Origin of the sequence: Undibacterium sp. Ji83W, assembly GCF_049340385.1 — a bacterium.
Lineage (GTDB): Bacteria > Pseudomonadota > Gammaproteobacteria > Burkholderiales > Burkholderiaceae_D > Undibacterium.
This window is the reverse complement of sequence record NZ_JBMPOZ010000001.1, coordinates 1-20,329: the sequence shown is the minus strand read 5'-3', so window position 1 is coordinate 20,329 and position 20,329 is coordinate 1. Positions and strand designations below refer to the sequence as shown.

Annotated in this window: 16 protein-coding genes; 12 read left to right on the top strand and 4 right to left on the bottom strand. The window is 49.4% G+C overall.

Annotated features, from left to right (window positions below; genetic code table 11):
- Positions 1–40 precede the first annotated feature (40 nt).
- The 9 genes from ACO0LD_RS00080 (at position 41) to bamC (ending at position 10,119) form a co-directional block, all read left to right on the top strand.
- Positions 41–1,360, top strand: a complete 1,320-nt coding sequence (locus tag ACO0LD_RS00080) for an ABC transporter permease (protein WP_423002560.1) — start codon at positions 41–43, stop codon at positions 1,358–1,360.
- A gap of 179 nt (positions 1,361–1,539) precedes the next feature.
- Positions 1,540–3,834 carry a TonB-dependent receptor plug domain-containing protein gene (locus ACO0LD_RS00075; protein WP_423002558.1) on the top strand — a complete coding sequence of 765 codons (2,295 nt, stop codon included), beginning with the start codon at positions 1,540–1,542 and terminating at the stop codon, positions 3,832–3,834.
- A 167-nt stretch (positions 3,835–4,001) separates the two neighbouring features.
- On the top strand, positions 4,002–4,856 hold the full coding sequence (locus ACO0LD_RS00070; RefSeq protein WP_423002556.1) for a 3',5'-nucleoside bisphosphate phosphatase: 855 nt from the start codon (positions 4,002–4,004) through the stop codon (positions 4,854–4,856).
- A gap of 75 nt (positions 4,857–4,931) precedes the next feature.
- A complete protein-coding gene (gene htpX / locus ACO0LD_RS00065; RefSeq protein WP_423002554.1) occupies positions 4,932–5,807 on the top strand; it encodes a protease HtpX in 876 nt (291 codons plus the stop codon).
- A gap of 51 nt (positions 5,808–5,858) precedes the next feature.
- The gene (locus ACO0LD_RS00060; RefSeq protein ID WP_423002552.1) at positions 5,859–6,482 is read left to right on the top strand and encodes an L-threonylcarbamoyladenylate synthase; all 624 of its coding nucleotides are present in this window, start codon (positions 5,859–5,861) and stop codon (positions 6,480–6,482) included.
- Between the two features lie 82 nt (positions 6,483–6,564).
- Positions 6,565–7,224, top strand: coding sequence for a site-2 protease family protein (locus ACO0LD_RS00055; RefSeq protein WP_423002550.1), 660 nt, complete (start codon positions 6,565–6,567; stop codon positions 7,222–7,224).
- A gap of 145 nt (positions 7,225–7,369) precedes the next feature.
- On the top strand, positions 7,370–7,888 hold the full coding sequence (locus ACO0LD_RS00050; RefSeq protein ID WP_423002548.1) for a class I SAM-dependent methyltransferase: 519 nt from the start codon (positions 7,370–7,372) through the stop codon (positions 7,886–7,888).
- Positions 7,889–7,987: 99 nt separating this feature from the next.
- Complete coding sequence (gene dapA / locus ACO0LD_RS00045) at positions 7,988–8,872, top strand: 4-hydroxy-tetrahydrodipicolinate synthase (RefSeq protein WP_423002546.1); 885 nt, start codon at positions 7,988–7,990, stop codon at positions 8,870–8,872.
- Between the two features lie 83 nt (positions 8,873–8,955).
- Positions 8,956–10,119 (top strand): outer membrane protein assembly factor BamC, encoded by a 1,164-nt coding sequence (bamC, locus tag ACO0LD_RS00040; RefSeq protein WP_423002544.1) that lies wholly within the window; start codon positions 8,956–8,958, stop codon positions 10,117–10,119.
- A gap of 96 nt (positions 10,120–10,215) precedes the next feature.
- On the opposite strand, the gene ACO0LD_RS00035 is transcribed toward bamC, so the two are convergent.
- The gene (locus ACO0LD_RS00035) at positions 10,216–10,644 is read right to left on the bottom strand and encodes a DUF1841 family protein (RefSeq protein ID WP_423002542.1); all 429 of its coding nucleotides are present in this window, start codon (positions 10,642–10,644) and stop codon (positions 10,216–10,218) included.
- A 111-nt stretch (positions 10,645–10,755) separates the two neighbouring features.
- Between ACO0LD_RS00035 and ACO0LD_RS00030 the strand changes: the two genes are divergently transcribed.
- Positions 10,756–11,337 (top strand): malonic semialdehyde reductase, encoded by a 582-nt coding sequence (locus ACO0LD_RS00030; protein ID WP_423002540.1) that lies wholly within the window; start codon positions 10,756–10,758, stop codon positions 11,335–11,337.
- 93 nt (positions 11,338–11,430) lie between these two features.
- Here ACO0LD_RS00030 and nth read toward each other — a convergent pair whose 3' ends face one another.
- From nth to ACO0LD_RS00015, 3 genes are all read right to left on the bottom strand, one after another.
- Entirely contained in the window at positions 11,431–12,078 is a 648-nt protein-coding gene (nth, locus tag ACO0LD_RS00025) for an endonuclease III (RefSeq protein ID WP_423002538.1), read from the bottom strand.
- The gene (gene rsxB / locus ACO0LD_RS00020) at positions 12,075–12,779 is read right to left on the bottom strand and encodes an electron transport complex subunit RsxB (RefSeq protein ID WP_423004030.1); all 705 of its coding nucleotides are present in this window, start codon (positions 12,777–12,779) and stop codon (positions 12,075–12,077) included. The genes nth and rsxB overlap by 4 nt, the downstream gene beginning before the upstream one ends.
- A gap of 103 nt (positions 12,780–12,882) precedes the next feature.
- Positions 12,883–14,118: a polyhydroxyalkanoate depolymerase gene (locus ACO0LD_RS00015; protein ID WP_423002536.1), complete on the bottom strand. Its 1,236-nt coding sequence runs from the start codon at positions 14,116–14,118 to the stop codon at positions 12,883–12,885.
- A 547-nt stretch (positions 14,119–14,665) separates the two neighbouring features.
- Here ACO0LD_RS00015 and ACO0LD_RS00010 point away from each other — a divergent pair.
- Complete coding sequence (locus ACO0LD_RS00010) at positions 14,666–18,958, top strand: response regulator (RefSeq protein WP_423002534.1); 4,293 nt, start codon at positions 14,666–14,668, stop codon at positions 18,956–18,958.
- Between the two features lie 71 nt (positions 18,959–19,029).
- Positions 19,030–20,154: a response regulator gene (locus ACO0LD_RS00005; RefSeq protein ID WP_423002532.1), complete on the top strand. Its 1,125-nt coding sequence runs from the start codon at positions 19,030–19,032 to the stop codon at positions 20,152–20,154.
- Positions 20,155–20,329 lie beyond the last annotated feature (175 nt).

Below are 20,329 nucleotides of genomic sequence, written 5' to 3'. Positions count from 1 at the left end.
TGATGCCCTATCCCATAAGAATGCGAAATACTGAGGAACTATGATGACTGCCTTGATCGCACTGATCCGAAAAGACCTGATCCTTTTTCTGGCTGACCGACGCGCCTTATTGCTTAATCTTGTGATGCCCATCTTGCTGGGTGCATTCTTTGGATTCGTCACTGGTGGCAAGGATACGAAAGATGCGGCCAAAATAGAAATTGCAGTGGTCAGCCAGGATGATCATGTCATCAGCCAAAAAATACTGAAAGGTTTAAAAGACGAGCCCACGTTATCTGTCAAGGAATTGCCTCTCGAAGAAGCCAAGGCCCTGGTGTTGAAGGGCAAGCTGAATATGGCCGTGCTGATACCGGAGAAATTTGGTGAACGTGCCGGTGGTGCGTTGTTTGGTGGCAGGGAAAAACCAGAACTGGACATTTTTTATGACCCATCACAAACAGCGGTGCTGGCCATGGTCAAGGGCATGTTGACCCAGCAAGTCATGCAAAGTGTCAGTGCCGAAATGTTTGGTGGCAAGACCGGAACGACCTTTATTGACCAGTCTTTGCAAGACCTGGAAAAAATGGATGAGGCAAATAAAAATAAAGGGGAGTTGCACGACTTGCTCGGTAGTGTGAAAAAATTCCAGCTAAGCCAGCAGGCGGATAAAGATGCAAGTGCGGCAAGTGCAGCAAGTTCGTCTGCTTCTGCGGCAAATGGTGGTTTGAGTATGCCCTTCGTCACCAAAGATCAGGCCATGACTGCGGGCGACCCCGTCACCAACAAATACAATGGCTATGCACATTCATTTGCAGGCATGAGCGTGCAGTTTATTTTATTCATGGCGATTGATGCTGGCATAGGCATACTCCTGGCCAGGCGCATGGGTTTGTGGAATCGTTTATTGGCTGCGCCAGTTGGCTTGAATACAGTATTGATCGCCAGGGCGCTATCATGCGCGCTGATCGCTTGCTTCCTCATGTGTTTTATTTTCCTGGTCGCCGTTTTTGTATTCAATGTGCATATAGCGGGGAGCTTGCCCGGCTTCATAGGCGTGGTGATTTCTTTCTCGTTGATGACGGCAAGCTTTGGTTTGCTGATTGCTGCTTTTGGGAAAACACCTGAAGCAGCACGTGGCATTTCCGTATTTGCGACCTTGATCATGGTCATGCTTAGTGGAGCCTGGATGCCTTCTTTCATGTTTCCGCAATGGTTGCAAAGTCTGACGCTGATCGTGCCTACACGTTGGGCGGTGGATGGCCTGGATGCCATGACCTGGCGCGGTCTGGGTTTGGATGCTGCCTTGCCTGCCATGGGCGTTCAACTGGCTTTTGCGGCTGTTTTTGGCGTGATTGCTCTTTGGCGTTTCCGTAAGGCTTGAATTAACCATAATTCTTGTCTGGTATCACAAAGTAACCATGACAGGCTCACTGTTTCAATTCTATACAAATATGAGCCTGTCTTTGCTGGTATTCAAGCTTGCTTAAAAATACAATCTCGACATGAGAGCGCGGGGTTCGCCTGCGCTCAAGCAGTTTTGTATTTTCATGTTTGAAGCCTATGTATCCAAAATTTAGATTGCGTACCCTGACGCTGGCTGTTGCCAGTGTTTTCTCGGTGACCACGTTTGCTTATGCGCAAACTACTCCTCCTGAAACCACAAAAAATACTGAAGAAAATACTCAGGACGCCAAGATCAAAGCCAAGGCAGGTGACAAAAAAACAGACGCAGCAGCCTCCAAAGACACTATTCAAAAAGTCACTATCAACGGTGGTCGGACTGACCAGGAAGAACGCCGTCAATCTACTGCGGCCAAGATTATTTTCGGCAGGGAAGAGCTGGACAGGAATGGCGATAGCAATCTGGGAGAGGTGTTAAAACGCTTGCCCGGCGTCACCGTAGGTGGGCGGCCCGGACGTGGCGGCGACATACGCATGCGCGGCATGGGCAATGGCTATACCCAGATCCTGCTCAATGGTGAACGTGCACCACGTGGTTTCTCCATGGATAGCCTGACGCCTGACCAGGTCGAGCGTATAGAAATTATCCGTGGCTCGGTTGCTGAGTACAGTACCCAGGCGATAGCTGGCACAATCAATATAGTCTTGCGTGAAGAATACAAACAAAAAGATATCGATCTGAAATTGTCCCTCGGTTATGAGCAGGGCAGGCTGGCACCGAATGTGTCTGTGACGGTACCTGGTGAAATTGGTAGTTTGTCGTATGCCTTGAGTGGTTCTGTTTTTCAGAATCGCCAGCATGACGATGGCAGTACTTTTACCAATGAAAAAAATCCCGCTGGTAATGATACTTTGATACAAAATCAATATGATCAAACCAATCGCAAAACCACGGGCATACATTTGACGCCACGTTTCAACTATAAATTTGAAAATGGTGACACGCTGATGGTGCAGCCATTTTTGATGAGTTCGCGTAGTGACTCCAATAATCGAAGTGATGTTAATGCGACTTTGCGTACTCAAGATCCGTCCATCACTACCGAGCCATTTGCGCTGGCAACCTCAGCCTCGCATGCAGAAACAACATTCTTGCGCGGCTTCGGTAACTGGCAGCATAAGTTTGAAGGTAATTCCAAACTGAATATCAAATTTGGTGGCGGCCTGGGCAAGATGGATAGCAATTCCTTGCGCTATCAGTTTGACAAAGACGGCAAGCAACTTGACTTGATTAGTGATGTCAACAATACCAAGGACAGCAGTATCAATACCGGCGGTAAATTTACCATGCCTTATGGTGAAGGCCATACACTGGCCGCTGGCTGGGACTTGGAAATGGGTAAGCGCAGCCAGACCCGCATTTCACTGGATAATGGAAAGTCGCAGTTTGCCGAATCTGGTGATAACCTGGATGCAAATACCCGTCGCCTGGCTGTTTTTGCGCAGGATGAATTTGATATCAGTCCACAGTTCTCCGCCTATGCAGGTTTGCGCTGGGAAGGTATCAAAACCAGCAGCACAGTGGGTGGTAATGCAATAGAAAATACCAGCAGGGTCTGGAGCCCGGTGTTGCACGGCGTCTGGCGCATTCCTGGCGCTGGCAAAGACCAGGTCAGGGCCAGCCTGACTCAAAGTTACCGTGCGCCAGCATTGAATGATTTGATCGCTGTGACCAGCATTTCCAATCAGAATAGTTTCTACCGCCCTGACCGTACCGGCAATCCATTCTTGAAGCCGGAGTTATCCAAAGGTATTGATCTCGCCTTTGAGCATTATCTGACGAGGGCTGGCATCATTAGTGCCAATTTTTTTGTTCGTGATATCAATAATCTGATTCGTAGACGCACAGATCCGGTTACATCTGTGGTCGATGGTGTACTGCAGACACGCCAGGTGTCCAAGCCTATTAATATCGGTCATGCAACCACAAAAGGCATAGAGCTGGAAGCGAAATTCCAGTTGCAAGAATTTTTCCCCGATGGCCCGGCTATTGATGTGCGCAGTAACTATAGCCATTTCTGGTCCAGTGTGGATGATATAGTTGGGCCGAATAATCGCCTTGATCAACAACCTACGCAGACTGCGAATTTTGGCCTGGATTATCGTCCGGCAGGTATTCCGCTGACTGTTGGTGGCAACATTAACTGGACGCCAGCCTACGTGATACAAAGCAGTAACGTGCAAATCAATCAGACCGGCATAAAACGCCAGCTGGATTTTTATGGATTATGGAAATTCAACCCGAACCTGCAAGTGCGTCTGGCAGCCAATAATCTGCGGGCCAATGATTACCAGAGCGGTAGCATAGTTAATTCGGACGCACTTAACCGTATTGATTACAACACATCCAAAACCTATACCACATGGACATTACGGGTAGAGATGAAGCTGTAGATGAGATGATCAGGCAAAATATCGTGCAGTGCAGCACGATCCTGCCATGGGGAGTACAATACTTTGGTAAGACGGTGCATAGGTGTATATACACAATTAATTCCTGGCTAAAACAGGCAGTCTGGAAATAATGAACACCGTCAGCCTGATTTTTCACAGTATTCACCATGTTATCTCCAGAATTAAATGTCGATTTGCATAGTCATTCCATCGTCTCTGATGGTGTGTTGACGCCGTCACAACTGGCAGAACGTGCCAAGGCAAATGGCGTCGACGTCTGGGCGCTGACTGACCATGATGAAGTGCGCGGCATCCCTGAAGCGCGCGCAGCCGCCCTTGATCTGGGCATGGGCTACATCGCTGGCGTCGAAATTTCTATCACCTGGGCTGGCAAGACTATTCATATCGTTGGTCTCAATATTGATGAAACCAATCTTGATCTGGTCAATGGCCTGGCGCAAACGCGCTCGGGCCGTGAGCGCCGCGCACGCGATATGGCGGCAGAACTGTTGAGCAAGGCCGGAATAGCAAACAGCTATGAAGGTGCGCTCAAATATGTCGGTAATCCTGACCTGATTTCGCGTTCTCACTTTGCCCGTTACCTGGTGGAGATTGGTGCCTGCGCCACAGTGTCCGATGTGTTCAGGCATTATCTGGCGGATGGCAAGCCCGGTTTCGTGCCGCATCGCTGGGCAACGCTGACTGAGGCGGTAGGCTGGATACGTGGTGCTGGTGGCGTGGCCGTGGTGGCGCATCCTGGACGCTATGATCTGAGTCCGCTGGCATACGATGCCTTTTTTAGCGAATTCAAAAATCTTGGTGGCCTGGCAATAGAAACAGTGACGGGCAGTCATACGGTAGATCAGTATGATGAATACACCAGGATTGCTGCCCATTATGGCTTTTTGTCCTCACGTGGCTCTGATTTTCATTCCCCACAAGATGCAGAGGTGGATATAGGGCGCTTGCCAGCTTTGCCAAAAATGGCCCGGCCAGTGTGGGAGCAGTGGTCTCTGACTTGAAAATGCCGCCTTGAAAACGCGGGCTTAAGCCATATTTAACAGGGTATGAATCGTGTGTTCCTATGGGAGATGCTCATGAAACGTATAGTCCTGTTCTTGCTGACAAATCTGGCGGTTGTCGCCGTCATGTCAGTTGTGCTCTCAGTGTTGGGCGTTAACCGGTTTCTCACCGCGAATGGCCTGCAATTGTCGACACTGTTGGCATTTTCTCTGGTAGTTGGCTTTACTGGTGCTATTTTCTCCTTGCTGATCAGTAAGCCTATGGCAAAATGGTCAACGGACGCCAGGGTCATTGAAACTCCGTCTACTTCCATGGAGCTATGGCTGGTTAATACTGTCAGAGCGCTGTCAGAAAGAGCCGGTATCGGCATGCCCGAAGTGGCGATATATAATGGCGAGGCAAATGCCTTTGCCACCGGTGCTTTTAAAAACTCAGCGCTGGTTGCTGTTTCAACCGGCTTGCTGGATGGCATGACGCGGGAAGAGGTAGAAGGTGTACTCGGTCATGAAGTTGCGCATATTGCCAATGGCGACATGGTGACCATGACCTTGATACAGGGTGTGCTGAATACTTTTGTCGTTTTCCTGGCGCGGGTGGTTGGTTATGTCGTCGATAAAGCAGTATTTCGCAATGGCGATGATGACAGGCCGGGTATAGGCTATATGATCACGGTGTTTGTATGTGAAATCCTGTTCGGGATTGCTGCGTCAATGATCGTCGCTTGGTTTTCGCGTCAACGTGAATTTCGGGCAGATGCCGGTTCAGCGAACTTGCTGGGTAACCGCCAGCCCATGATGCATGCGCTGGCAAGGCTGGGTGGCTTGCAGCCGGGTGAGTTGCCAAAATCCATGGCGGCGTCCGGCATTAGTGATACTCCAGGCTGGAGTGCTTTATTCTCTTCGCATCCGCCACTTGAACAACGTATTGCCGCATTACAGAACATGCGTTAATTTTAGTCATTATTTTGCGGCGGTAGCCCAGCTACCGCCTTTCTTCTTTTTATGAGCCAATTTTTTCAAATTCACCCTGATAATCCGCAACTGAGGTTGATCAGGCAGGCAGTGCAGATTATTGATAATGGCGGCATCGTTGCCTTGCCTACGGATTCTTGCTATGCGCTGGTTTGTCATCTGGATGATAAGGACGCAGTCATGCGTCTGCGCAAAATCCGTGGTGTTGATGAAAAACATCATCTGACCTTGCTGTGCCGCGACCTCTCGGAAATCGCACTCTATGCCAAAGTGGACAACAGCCAGTACCGCATGTTGAAAGCCGCGACACCCGGTCCATATACTTTCATACTGGAAGCCACCAAGGAAGTGCCGCGTCGCCTGAGTCACCCTTCACGCAAGACCATAGGCTTGCGCGTGCCAGAAAATTCCATCACCCATGCCTTGCTGGAAGAGTTGAAGCAACCCTTGCTTGGCACAACACTGATTTTGCCTGATGAAGAAGAGCCTTTGACTGATCCTGAACAAGTCAGGGACAGACTGTCGAAAATGGTTGATCTGGTGATCGATGGCGGGGCTTGTAGTCTGGTGCCGACGACCGTGATTGATATGACTGGCGGCACCCCGGAACTGGTACGCCAGGGACGTGGCGATATTGCTCTTTTTGGTCTTTAAGTTGCAAGGGATAAGTGACAAACTTGTTCCGTTGCACCACTGATGAGATTTTTTTTGCTTTGTAACCACTTAGAGCTGATTCATGAATGAACTGATACAAACCGTTCTGGTTTATGCACTACCTGTCGTTTTTGCGATTACGCTTTATGAGGCTGCACGTGGTTATGCAGCACGCTATTTCGGTGATACAACGGCGCAGGCTCAAGGGCGTTTGAGTTTTAATCCCCTGGTGCATATTGATCCTATGGGAACGCTGGTCATTCCTGTCGTTCTTTATCTGGTGACACAGGGTGCTTTTTTGTTTGGCTATGCCAAACCCATGCCTTTGAATTATTCCATGCTGCGCGATCCTAAAAGAAATTTGAAATGGATAGCCCTGTCTGGACCTGCAGTTAATTTGCTGATGGGCTTTGTGTGGCTGCTGTTGTCCATTGCACTGGTTGCCCTGGCGGTTGAGGAGCCTTTTTTTGCAAAAATGGCGCGTGCTGGTGTGGTGACTAACCTGGCCATGTTTGCCTTTCATTTATTGCCGCTGCCACCTCTGGCCGGTGGGCAGATATTGCTGAGCCTGTTGCCTCATGCGCAGGCGTACAAGTTTGCAAAGATAGAGCCTTACTGTTTCTTTATCCTGATAGGCTTGGCATTGCTACAGGTATTGCAGTACTGGATGATTCCAGTGATGACATTGGGTGGCTATGTTTTGCAGTTGCTGGCATCTCCTTTTATCATGTTGTTGACTTAAGTATTCTGATCGCACACTGATTTGTACTGATTATGCAAAGTTTTGATTTTGCAAGGGCGGGCACCTGATGACGCAGACCAGGCTGGCTGAGGTTATTGCTCATCAGGGCGGGGCTCCTTCTGCATGGTTGCAGCGGTTTTCTCATTTGCTGCAGGCACAAAGTGACTTGGTGCTGGATCTGGCCTGCGGCAGCGGTAGAAATAGTTTTTACATTCACTCCCTGGATGTGCGCGTTCTTGGGCTGGACAGGGATGGGCAAGGGTTCCCAGCGCTGAATGATATTGGTATCGAGACGCAGCTCCATGATCTGGAAGCTGGAGATGCCGGATACGACTGGCCTTTTGCTGAGCATCGTTTTGCCGCTATCATCGTCTGCAATTACCTGCATCGGCCATTATTCCCGCATTTGCTCGCCAGCCTGAAGCCGGATGGTCTGCTGATTTACGAAACCTTTGCTACCGGTAATGAAAATTTTGGTAAACCCTCTAATCCCGCTTTTTTATTGCGTCCGGCCGAACTTCTCGCGCAAATGCAGTCTAATCCCACAGTGACTATGTCTGTCATTGCTTACGAAGATGGCTATGTCGGGCTGCCAAAACCGGCCATGGTGCAGCGTATTTGTGCCAGGAAAACTGAAAAAATCAGTGTTTTGGATAAACTTTGAAGTAAATGCTCACAAGTTTAGAGGCTTATTCCAGCTATTTGCGCCCCGATTAGCAGCGTATCCGCTACAATCAGGGTTTTACTTTTTTCTTGCATTAACATGACAAAGATTCAGGGTAGTCTGGTTGCGATCGTAACCCCCATGCATGCAGATGGCAGTCTTGATTTGCCTTGTTTGCGCAAATTGATAGACTGGCATATCGCCGAAGGCACAGACGGCATCGTCATCGTTGGTACGACAGGTGAGTCTCCCACTGTTTCTGTTGAGGAACACTGCGAATTAATACGCGTGGCGGTAGAACATGCCAATAAACGCATCCCTATCATTGCCGGTTCCGGTGGTAATTCGACGGAAGAAGCAATCAACCTGACCAAGTTCGCCAAGCAGGCGGGTGCTGATGCCTCTTTGCAAGTCGTACCGTATTACAACCGTCCTACTCAGGAAGGTATGTATCAGCACTTCAAAAAGATTGCTGAATCGGTTGATATCCCTGTCATTTTGTACAATGTACCTGGCCGTACGGTTGCAGACATGTCGAATGAGACTATACTGCGTCTGGCGCAAGTTCCTGGCATTATTGGTGTCAAGGATGCAACAGGTAATATTGCCAGAGGCACAGATTTGATACGCCTTGCACCTGCATCTTTTGCCGTTTATTCGGGTGATGATGCAACTGCAGTGGCGCTGATGTTGTATGGTGGTAAAGGCAATATCTCCGTCACGGCCAATGTTGCCCCTAAAGCCATGCATGAATTGTGTGCAGCTGCCATGCGCGGTGATGTCAAGGAAGCCGTTGCCATCAATAACCGCATGATTCCTTTGCACAATAAATTGTTTATTGAACCCAATCCATTGCCAGTGAAATGGGCGATGGTGGAAATGGGTTTGATACCAACTGGTATTCGTTTGCCTTTAGTGACCATGGCTGAGCAATATCATGAAACGGTTCGCGCAGCGATGCGTGAGGCTGGTGTATTACAATGATTCCCCTGAACGGCAGGGAAACTTGCACGTTTGCTTCACGCAGTTTTAATTGATACTTGATACTAATACGTAGGGACTTTCACATGGCAAAAAGCTTTGTTGCTAAAAACGGCATCATAGGCGCATTAGCGCTGGCAGGTTTGACTGGCTGTAGTTCAATCGGCAATATTCTCGAACCAAACCGGATCGACTATAGAAGCGCCAGTAAGGCAACGACCGCATCCCTTGAGGTGCCACCAGACTTGACGCAAATTCGACGCGACAGTCGTTTTTCCGTCCCTGAAGCAAACAAAAGCAGTGCTACAGCCTCAAGCTATAACCTGGAAAGAGGAAACAAAGTCGCCAGCAACTCTGGCGTAGTTGCGGTCAAACAAGTACAGAACATGCGTATAGAGCGCAATGGCAATGCCCGCTGGCTGGTAGTCAAAGACACACCTGAAGCCTTGTGGCCGCAGTTGAAAGACTTTTGGCAAGAACTGGGTTTCCTGATCAATGTAGAAAATCAGGAAGCTGGCGTCATGGAAACCGATTGGGCAGAAAACCGCGCCAAAATCCCTCAGGATATTATCCGTAGTACCCTGGGTAAAGTGCTGGACTCTCTGTACTCCACAGGCGAGCGCGATAAATTCCGCACCCGTATTGAACGTAGTCCAAATGGCGAAGTAGAAATTTATATCAGCCACCGCGGCGCGCAAGAAGTGCTGGTTGGTGCGCAAAAAGATGGTACGGTATGGACACCACGTGCCGCTGACCCTGGTCTCGAAGCAGAGTTCCTGTCGCGCCTGATGGTGCGTCTGGGTTCTGATGGTGAAAAAGCCAAGACAGCAGTGGCGACACCTAGCGCACCAGGCAAACCACACGCGCAATTGCTGAAGGTCGATGGCAAAACTTTTGTTGAGGTGGATGAGGCATTTGACCGCTCATGGCGCAGGGTAGGCCTGGCGTTGGATCGCATAGGCTTCACAGTAGAAGACCGTGACCGTTCCCAGGGCTTGTACTTTGTCCGTTATGTTGACCAGGACATCGATGCCAAGACCAAAGGTGCCAGCGAAGGCTTCTTCTCCCGTCTGTTCTCGTTCGGCTCATCCAGCGATGCCGCCAAGAATGCGCAGAAATACCGCATCCTGGTCAAGAACACGACTACCGGCGAAACCAGTCAGGTATCCGTGCATGGCAGCGACGGCAAGGTGGAGTCTTCACCAGTAGCAGACAAGATCCTGCAACTCTTGAACGATCAACTGAAGTAATTGCTTGTCACATGAAAAAGCGAGGCTCAGCCTCGCTTTTTTGCTATGTGCTGCCAGAAAATGTATCTGCAAATTCTGGTATAGCCGATTGCTAGCTTAACTGCAGCGCATCTTTAGCGATTCAATATACGCTTGTCCATCTGGTGGCAGGCCTGTCCTTTGTGAATTCCAGATCATCTCACCCAGACATTCCATGATTTCATGGTGTGCCTCATGTTCAGACTGATGTTTTCTGGCCAGTATCTGAAATGCCTGTTTGACGCCAGGCGGTTGATCAACCGAGATTTGCTCGGCGATTGATAAGTGCATGGACAGGTGCAGAAATGGATTGCTCTGCCCCTGATCCACGCTGTAGTTGGCTTGCAGGGCCTGCTCTACGTCTGCCAGATCATGGTCATATTCAGGATGTTGTCTGATCCAGTCAGAGGCAATGATTTCCAGAGGCGTCAGTATCAGGTTTTCGCGGGTTTTCCTGAAGGTTTCACAAAAAAAACGGCGTACATCGTGCTGGCTAGGGGTGAACATGGCAAGTCCAAATTAAAAAGTGCGCCTATTGTAAAAGGTATTTTCTTTTGCTGCCCTGAAGCTTTTGACGACTTGGGTTATTATCCACCGATTATTTGAAAGGAACACTCCATGTTATCCAAAGACGCACTCGACACCTTGTTCACCAATGCACGGACTCATAATGCCTGGCTGGATAAACCGGTCACAGATACCCAATTGCAAGAAATATATGATTTGATGAAGTGGGGTTCTACTTCCGCCAATTGTTCACCGGCACGTATCGTGTTTGTCAGGTCAGATGCAGAAAAACAAAAATTGCTGGGCTGCGTTTCGCAAGGCAATTTTGAAAAAACCAAAACAGCACCCGTAACTGCCATCATAGGTATGGATATGGAGTTTTTTGAAAAGTTGCCACAGTTATTCCCGCATGCGGATGCCCGCTCATGGTTCGCTGGCAACCAGGCCAACATCGATGCGACGGCTTTCCGTAACTCATCGCTGCAAGGGGCTTACTTCATGCTGGCAGCGCGCGCAGTAGGGCTGGATTGCGGTCCTATGTCAGGTTTTGATGCAGACAAGCTCAATGCGGCATTTTTCGCTGGTACCACCATCAAGGTGAACTTCATTTGCAACCTGGGTTATGGCGATGCGCAGCAACTGTTCCCACGTTCACCACGTTTGAGTTTTGATGAGGCTTGCAAGATCGTCTGATCATCTTGCCTGCTGCTTAAACATTTGAAATAAAACAAAGCGCCTGCAATTTTTTGCAGGCGCTTTGTTTTTTGTCTTCGTTTTCCAGATTGTTCAGACCGTTTCAGGCAGGGGTGTTTTTTGCTTGAACTCACATAGATCGGCAATCATGCAATTCCAGCACTTGGGTTTTCTGGCGATGCAGGTATAGCGGCCATGCAGTATTAGCCAGTGATGGGCATCCTGTTTGAATTCTGCCGGAACAAACTTCATTAATTTCTGTTCGACGATATCGACGTTCTTGCCGGGTGCAATGCCAGTGCGGTTCGATACCCTGAAGATATGCGTATCCACAGCGATGGTTGGTTCGCCAAATGCCGTATTCATGACTACATTGGCGGTCTTCCTGCCTACACCCGGCAAGGCTTCCAGCGCTTCGCGCTGACGCGGCACTTCGCTGTTGTGCTCAGCCATCAGGATACGGCAAGTCTCGATCACGTTCTTGGCCTTGGTGCGGAACAGGCCTATGGTTTGTATGTAGGGGATCAGCCCATCAACACCGAGAGCATGGATTTTCATGGGCGTGTTGGCCACCGGATAAAGCAGGCGGGTGGCTTTGTTCACCGACACATCGGTGGCCTGTGCCGACAACAGAACGGCAATCAATAATTCAAATGGCGTTGTGTATTCCAGCTCTGTGGTCGGATGAGGGTTTTGCTGTCGCAGTCGTTCAAAAATGACCTGGCGCTTTGCTGCATTCATTGTTCATTACCTTCTGCTTTATCTTCGGATTGCGCTTGCAGCTTCTTGATGCGTGCTCTCTCTATGGCTGCTGCAATGATGGCTTTCTTGCGCTCTTTGCTGGCGATGTCTTCCTCACTCATCGCAGGTTCTGCTTCCAGTGCAACCAGCTTGGCGGCAGCCTTGGCAGCCAGGCGGTCATCATTTTCCTGTTTTTCTCGTACCAAGCGTTGATTGCGTAAAGTATAGAGTTGGCGTGATTGATCTGCTTGTGTCTGGCTCCAGGCATTCCAGCCAGTCTGCCCTGTCGTGATGGGGAGCATGCTGATGCAATCGACGGGGCAGGGGGCAACACAGAGGTCGCAGCCGGTGCACAACTCACTGATGATGCTATGCATTTGTTTGGGCGCACCGATAATGGCATCGACCGGGCAGGCCTGTATGCACAGGGTGCAGCCTATGCAGTAGGCTTCTTCTATCTTTGCGACAGGTCTTTCGCGCTCAAGTCCGTGGCTGATATCCAGTGAAATTACTGCTTTGCCCAGTATGCCGGCAAGGCGTACTACACCTTCCTGGCCACCTGGCGGGCATTGATTGTAGTTGGCTGTGCCATTGGCGATGGCTTCAGCGTACGGGCGACAAGCAGGGTAGCCACATTTGGTGCATTGGGTTTGCGGCAGGGCATTTTCCAGCTGGTCTGCAAGAGAATCTGGCACGGTGATCACAAGAAACAATAGGGAGCCGTGATTATCCCCCTAAACATCGGGGCCTACAAACAAAAAAGCCACGACGCTTGGGTCGTGGCTTTATCCAGGCAGATATTGATCAAGAATGTTCTTTGATGAATTCACCGATTTTCGGACAAATGATATCGCGCCAGCGACGGCCAGAGAAAATACCATAATGTCCTGCGCCCGGCGCTACATAATCCTGTTTCATATTGGCAGGTATGCCGCTGCACAAATCATGCGCAGCCTGGGTTTGGCCAGGGCCAGAGATATCATCAAGTTCACCTTCTACCGTGAACAGGGCAACGTTCTTGATATCTTGCGGCCTGACCAGCTTGCCTTCAACTTCCCAGGTGCCGGTCGGCAGGCGGAATTCCTGGAACACGGATTTAATGGTTTCCAGATAGTATTCAGCTGGCATGTCCAGTACGGCATTGTATTCATTATAGAATTTACGATGCTGTTCGGCAGACTCATCATCACCCTGTATCAGGTGCTGGTAAAAGTCCCAGTGACTCTGCGCATGGCGGTCAGGATTCATGGCAACAAAGCCGGTATGCTGCAAGAAGCCAGGGTAGACCTTGCGGCCATAGCCAGGATAATTTGCTGGCACATTGTAAATAACCGTGTTTTCAAACCAGGAGAATTTCTTTTCCGTTGCCAGGTTGTTCACCTGTGTTGGTGATTTGCGTGGATCAATAGGGCCACCCATGAGTGTCATGGTTTTTGGCAACAAAGGATCTTTGGCAGTCGCCATCAGGGAAATTGCAGCCAATACCGGTACAGTTGGCTGGCAGACTGAAATCACATGTGTACCTGCACCCAGGTAATGGATAAAGTCCTGGACGTAATAAATATAATCATGCAGATGGAAAGGGCCGGCAGACAAGGGCACCATGCGCGCATCAGTCCAGTCAGTGATATACACATCATGTTTGGGCAGCAAGCCGCGTACAGTATCGCGCAACAGCGTTGAATGGTGACCAGACAGTGGGGCAACCAGCAATACCTTGGGCTGGTTCAGTTTAGTCAGTTCCTTGTCGCTCAGGACTTTTTTAAAGTGCAGCAATTTGCAGAAAGGTTTGATGACGGCAGTGCTTTGCGCGATCTCGACTTCTTGCTTGTCTATGGTGGTAGACGTAATACCGAATTCTGGTTTTTCGTAGTCTTTGCCCAGGCGGAACAATAGTTCATAGCCGGCAGCTATGCGCTGCGAATAGGGCGTGTGCGCCAAAGGTGAGACTGGATTGGTGAACAGTTTTGAAGATGCTTCTGCCCATTGAGTCAGGGGATTCAGAAAGGCGCGATTGAGCTCATGAAATTGATAAAGCATAGTGAATCTTTCAAATAGGGGGCCGTGCACTCATTTGGCAAAAACAGGATAGCTAAGGTCAAATGACACAGGGCGAAGCAAGCTTAGAAAAAACACTTAATCAAACTGTTGCGAACTGTTGCAATGCATCATAAACCAGTTTTAAAAATTTTTGGCTGAGCAAAAGACTTGCGCAAGTTGTTGGTGTGAATTAATGTTAAATTATTGATTTATATGCAATGATTTCTTGTGGAAATGTTGAAATTTAAGTTATTTTTCATGAACTGGCCATTCATTTGATCCTTTCTTTGGTTCAAGCAAAACTTAAAATCGGTTGATTTGCTTATTTATTCAGTTAAAAGACACAGTTTCTGGCTATGTTCATCCATAAGCAGGTCACTCGCATTAATATTGCAGTATGTATAGCGTCTGGTGAAATATAGATCCTGGCAAAAGAATAGCTATCTGCGCCAGAGCCTGTGTGTCGGCCGTGTGCAGAGATGTATAGGTTTTCATCGGTTCAATTTGATTTTTCATTGCATCATTTCTTTCTGAAGAGCTGAGTAGAATGAGTAAAGATAGTTCTCTAGCAGAAATCCATTGGCGTGAGCTTTGTCTCGACGCCCTGGACTTGATGCGCGATAACCCGGCAGATGGCCGCAAGATTGCCATCACCATGCGCCAGCAGGAACCTGGTAAATCCAACCCTACAGCATTGATTGCTGCGGACCTGATTGATGCCTTTGCCGATTACTTTGATGACCACATGGAGCAGGCTGCACCCGTATTTGATCGTGCAGCGACTTTGTTTGAATCAGTGGATGAGCATGAAGGCATGGCATTTGCACTGTTTGGCACAGTAGCGGTCTGGCGTCGCCGTGGCCAGGTGCAGGATGCTTATGCCCTATGTCATTCACGCATCGTGCCAGCCTTGCGCATGAAGGTCAGCCGTATTTCTGTCGTTGTCTATAACACCCTGGGTATCTTGTCGCAGGAGCTGGGATATACCGAAGAAGCCATACGTCATTTTTACACTGCATTGAATGATGCACGTGCATTGCAAATACCCAATCGCGTCGCGCAAGTGACAGCCAACCTGGGTGAAATTTTTTACGTCAGTGGCAATGCAGAAGATGCCGAAGTCCTGTTGCAAGAAGCCAGGGACATCGCTGTCAATTCCAGCGAACGCTGGCTTGCACCTTTTGTGTCGACCATGCTGGCTTTATGCAAGGTATCACTCGACAAATATGAAGAGGCGTATCAGGCCATCGCCTCGTATATAGGCGGCATCAAGAGTGGTGAGAATGCCGATAATTCCAGCCGCGCATTTTGCCTGTCAGTAGCTGCTTATACGCTGGCCATGCGTGGCCAGGTGGAAGAAGCCGACAAGCTCAGTGAAACCGCCATGAGCCTGCTGGACAGCTTTGAGGATAAACACTTGAAGCCGTATAGCTGGTGGGTCAGTGGCCATCTGCATCGCAGCCACAAACGTTATCCAGAAGCCATACGTGATTTACGCCGTGCCGTTGATGAAGTCGGTGGCAATGGCTATATCTATATGCCCTTGCGGGCAATCAAGGAATTGTCCGAGATATTTACTGAGCTGGGTGATTGGAATGAAGCCTATAACGAGCAAAAGCGTTACCTGGATTTGTTTGCCAAGGCGCAAGGGCTGGCGACGCGCGTGCATGTACAAACCCTGCACATCAGGAATGAGTTAAAAGAGGCAGAGCTGGCACGCCGCATGGCTGAACGTGCCATGGTTGAGCGCCGCCAACTGGAAGACGAGCTTAAGCGCATACTGGCCGAGCGTGAAACCATATTGGAAAATTCCATCGTCGGCATGGTTTTCCTGAATAACCAGGGGCGCGTGCAATGGGTGAATACACCTTTGTGTCAGATATTTGGTGTCGCGCGCGATAATGTGCTGGGTGCTTCGCTGGAGCCATTTTATGAGTCGCGTGAGGCCTATCTGGAATCAGGGGCTTTGGTTAATCAGTCTGTCCTGAAGGGTGAAGCGTTCGAGACTGAGCTGAAAATGCGGCGCAGTGATGGCACCTTGTTCTGGGTGCATTTTTCAGGTCGTGCCGTTGATAAAACCAACCTGACCCATGGCACGGTGTGGGTGGTCATGGATATCTCTGCCCGTCGCCAGCTCGAAGAAGATTTGAGCAAGTCTGAGCAGCATTATCGCCAACTTATCAATAATGTGACAGAAGGTATTTTGGTGGTACAGGATGGCCGCATTGTTTTTGCCAATCCGCGTGTGCAAAGCCTGACAGGTTATGGTGCCGAACAACTGGCGCAAATGTCTTTCATCACGGCGATTTATCCAGATGACAGGCCGATGGTGATAGACCATCACACGCGGCGTTTGCGTGGTGAAGATGTCGAGCAGTACTATCACTTCCGTATTGAAAATAATCAGAGTCGCTCCATCATTTGGGTAGAGTTGTCTGCAGTAATGATTGATTGGGAAGGGCGTCCGGCTACCCTGTCTTTCGTCTCGGATATCACGCAGAGAAAACTGCTTGAGTCCCAACTCAAGGAAAGCATGGCTGAGCAGATACGCCTGCAAACCCTGCAAATGCAAAATGAGTTGAAGGAAGCCGAAATGGCGCGCCGTCACGCAGAAGAGACGACCGAAGCCAAATCCATGTTCCTGGCGAATATGAGCCATGAAATCCGTACGCCAATGAATGCCATCATAGGCATGGCACATCTGGCCTTGAGAACTGAACTCAATCCCAAGCAAAAAGACTATGTGGACAAAATCCACAAGGCGGGGATTTCCTTACTGGGCATCATCAACGATATTCTGGATTTCTCCAAGATCGAAGCAGGCAAGCTGAATATTGAACAGGTGGATTTCAATCTTGATGATGTGCTCAATAATATCTCTGCAGTAACGACCGATAAGGCTGATGAAAAAGGGCTGGAATTCTTGTTTCGCGCACCGCCGGATATCCCGCGTTATTTGAATGGTGACCCATTGAGATTGGGGCAGGTCTTGATCAATCTCATCAACAACGCCATTAAATTCACCGAGCAGGGTGAAATTTATGTCACTTGCCAGACGCTGGAAATGGCGGGCGGCAAGGTCAAGCTCAAGTTTGAGGTACGAGATACCGGCATAGGCATGTCGGAAGAGCAGTCGGATAAATTATTCCGCCCCTTCAGCCAGGCTGATGAATCGACTACCCGCAAATTTGGTGGCACAGGATTGGGCTTGTCGATTTCCAAGGGCATGGTTGAATTAATGGGGGGCGAGATCGCCCTGCGCAGTGAAGCCGGGCGCGGCACTTGCGTATATTTCACCGGATGGTTTGGTATTGCCCAGCCAGTCGTGCAGCGCCAGGTGGTACCTGGTGCCATCAATGGCATGCGTTTATTGATTGTCGATGACAATCCTGCTGCTGCTGAAATTTTGCAGGAAATATTATCCGAATTGCCTGTCGATATTGATGTCGTCAATAGTGGTGCCGCCGCCTTGCAGGCCGTCAGGGAATGTAGCCTCACTCACCCTTATGGCGTGGTATTTACTGATCTGCGCATGCCAGAAATGGATGGGCTGGAACTCATTACTTATTTGAAACGTGATGGTTCCCTGCAACCGGCTCCCTTGATGGTTCTGGTCAGCGCGCATGGACGTGAAGAGGTCAGCTACCGCGATGATATTGCTTTACCCGATGGATTTTTAACCAAACCCGTGAATGCCTCTACCCTGGTGGATTGTCTGGTTGAATTATTTTCCAGTACCAATTACGCGATACCTGTCAGCCACGGCATCCTGGTGCCAAAATATACGGACTTGCGTGTGTTGCTGGTCGAAGACAATGAAATCAATCAGCAAATTGCCCGTGAATTGATGGAGGCTGCTGGTGTTGCCGTCGATATTGCCGGTAACGGCAAAATTGCTGTGGACATGGTGAACAAGACCAATCCTGAGTACTACGGCGTGGTCTTCATGGATGTGCAGATGCCAGAAATGGATGGCCATGAGGCCACCCGCTTAATCCGTGCAGATACCCGCTTTGATGACTTGCCCATCGTCGCCATGACGGCACATGCGATGGTGGAGGCGCGCGAACTCTGCTTTGCCTCCGGCATGAATGCGCATCTCGCCAAACCCATCAATCCCAAAGAGTTGTACCACGCGATTTCGCACTGGTGTCCGGATCACGTAACTGGCAGCAATTTTGATAATGTGCAAGTGCCGATACAAGACATCAGCAACAGCTTGCTGATTGAGGGAATTGATGTTGAAGAGGGCTTGAGTCGCACCCTTGGCAACCGTTCATTTTATCTTGAGCTGTTATCACGTTTTTGCGATGACCAGCGCAATGTTGTTCAACATATCCGTAATGCGCTGGAGGCAGGTGACCATTTGCTGGCGGAGCGTCTGGCGCATACGCTCAAGGGAGTGGCTGGTTTGATAGGTGCCAAAGCCATACAGCCTTTTGCGACAGAACTTGAATTGAAATTGCATGACAATGCCAATATAGTGGAACTGGCACCTGCGCTTGCTGGGTGCGAGCAAACCATGCTGATCACCATCAATGCCATAGACCAGGTATTGGCGCTGGAAAAATCCTCAAACAAAACCGAAGCCAAGGTGGTAGAACTGTCACCGGTTGATCATGAACTCATGCAAGACTTACTTGTAAAATGCTGTAACTTGTTGCGTGATTACGATGGCGAAGCGGTCGACTTGCTGTTAGAGTCAGGAGATATGATTGCCAACGCTTTTGGCGTCGACGTGCAAAAGCAAATCATGCGCGCAGTCAGACAATTTGACTACGATGTGGCCCTGAATTTATTAAGCAATAGTGCGAAAAACCTCGGTTATGAAATACTTTGATTTGATGGTATCCAGTTTGATGCATGGCGTTCACGAGAATGCGGGGCAATTACTTCTTATCGAGGTGACGTATGAATGAAGTATTCGATCAAAATGCCAAACAGGTAGTCCTGATAGTTGACGACACTCCTGACAATATCTCGTTGTTGTCGGGCCTGTTGAAAGACCAGTACAAAATCAAGATCGCCACCAATGGTTTGAAAGCCTTGCAGATTGCATCCAGTTTACCCGGCCCTGATCTGATCTTGCTGGATGTCATGATGCCGGAAATGGATGGTTATGAAACCTGCCGCCGTCTGAAGGCAGATCCTGCCACCTCGGATATCCCCATTATCTTCCTGACGGCTAAAAGCCAGGTGCAGGATGAAGAAATGGGGCTACGTCTGGGGGCAGTTGATTACATCAGCAAGCCCATCAGTCCACCCATTGTGCTGGCGAGAGTCGCAACGCAATTGAATCTGGTCAGGGCGCGCCATTTATTGCAAGACCAGAACAAGCATCTGGAAAGCCTGGTGCAGGACCGTACCCGCAAACTGGGCAAGATGCAGGACGCCATCATCATGGCCATGGCCTCGCTGGCCGAGACCCGGGACAATGAAACCGGTAACCACATTCGCCGCACCCAGAACTATGTTGCAGCGCTGGCACGCAAGCTGAAAAACCATGCGCGCTTCAACAATGAGCTGACCGATGAAAATATAGACTTGCTGTACAAGTCGGCACCACTGCACGACATAGGCAAGGTCGGAATTCCCGATAATATTTTGCTGAAACCCGACAAGCTGACTTCTGAAGAATTTGAAGTCATGAAACTGCATACAGTGTATGGACGTGAAACCATCCTCTCGGTGGAGAAGTATTTGGGCGAGAGTAATGAGTTTCTGCGCTTTGCCCGTGAAATTACCTATTCGCATCAAGAGAAATGGGATGGCTCAGGTTACCCGGAAAACCTGGTCGGTGATGCCATACCCTTGTCTGCGCGCCTGATGGCCGTGGCTGACGTATATGACGCTTTGATATCGCGTCGTGTCTACAAGCCCGCGTTTTCGCATGAAGAGGCAATCAGTATCATGCGCAAGGGACATGGATCGCATTTTGATCCTGATATCCTGGATGCCTTCCTGGAGATTACTGAAGAGTTCCGGCAAATTGCCAATCAATTCAAGGAATCGGATTCGCATGTGCCGGTGAATTAGGGAGCTGACCAGCTGTTACCTGAGATTCAGAGCGGGATCAGGTTTCAGTGTCCAGTCCTAAAATAGGTTGACAGTTAGAATTGTAAAAAAGACGCCCGATGCACCGCATTGGGCGTCTTGTATTGGAGGGCTAAATGAGGCCTCTCGTTGTTGTAAATATCGATAGATTGCCTGA

Bases quoted from the DNA above. Each gene is read 5' to 3' on its own strand.
- ACO0LD_RS00080 (WP_423002560.1), top strand. From the start codon at position 41: ATGATGACTGCCTTGATCGCACTGATCCGAAAAGACCTGATCCTTTTT.
- ACO0LD_RS00075 (WP_423002558.1), top strand. From the start codon at position 1,540: ATGTATCCAAAATTTAGATTGCGTACCCTGACGCTGGCTGTTGCCAGT.
- ACO0LD_RS00070 (WP_423002556.1), top strand. From the start codon at position 4,002: ATGTTATCTCCAGAATTAAATGTCGATTTGCATAGTCATTCCATCGTC.
- htpX (WP_423002554.1), top strand. From the start codon at position 4,932: ATGAAACGTATAGTCCTGTTCTTGCTGACAAATCTGGCGGTTGTCGCC.
- ACO0LD_RS00060 (WP_423002552.1), top strand. From the start codon at position 5,859: ATGAGCCAATTTTTTCAAATTCACCCTGATAATCCGCAACTGAGGTTG.
- ACO0LD_RS00055 (WP_423002550.1), top strand. From the start codon at position 6,565: ATGAATGAACTGATACAAACCGTTCTGGTTTATGCACTACCTGTCGTT.
- dapA (WP_423002546.1), top strand. From the start codon at position 7,988: ATGACAAAGATTCAGGGTAGTCTGGTTGCGATCGTAACCCCCATGCAT.
- bamC (WP_423002544.1), top strand. From the start codon at position 8,956: ATGGCAAAAAGCTTTGTTGCTAAAAACGGCATCATAGGCGCATTAGCG.
- ACO0LD_RS00035 (WP_423002542.1), bottom strand. From the start codon at position 10,644: ATGTTCACCCCTAGCCAGCACGATGTACGCCGTTTTTTTTGTGAAACC.
- ACO0LD_RS00030 (WP_423002540.1), top strand. From the start codon at position 10,756: ATGTTATCCAAAGACGCACTCGACACCTTGTTCACCAATGCACGGACT.
- nth (WP_423002538.1), bottom strand. From the start codon at position 12,078: ATGAATGCAGCAAAGCGCCAGGTCATTTTTGAACGACTGCGACAGCAA.
- ACO0LD_RS00015 (WP_423002536.1), bottom strand. From the start codon at position 14,118: ATGCTTTATCAATTTCATGAGCTCAATCGCGCCTTTCTGAATCCCCTG.
- ACO0LD_RS00010 (WP_423002534.1), top strand. From the start codon at position 14,666: ATGAGTAAAGATAGTTCTCTAGCAGAAATCCATTGGCGTGAGCTTTGT.
- ACO0LD_RS00005 (WP_423002532.1), top strand. From the start codon at position 19,030: ATGAATGAAGTATTCGATCAAAATGCCAAACAGGTAGTCCTGATAGTT.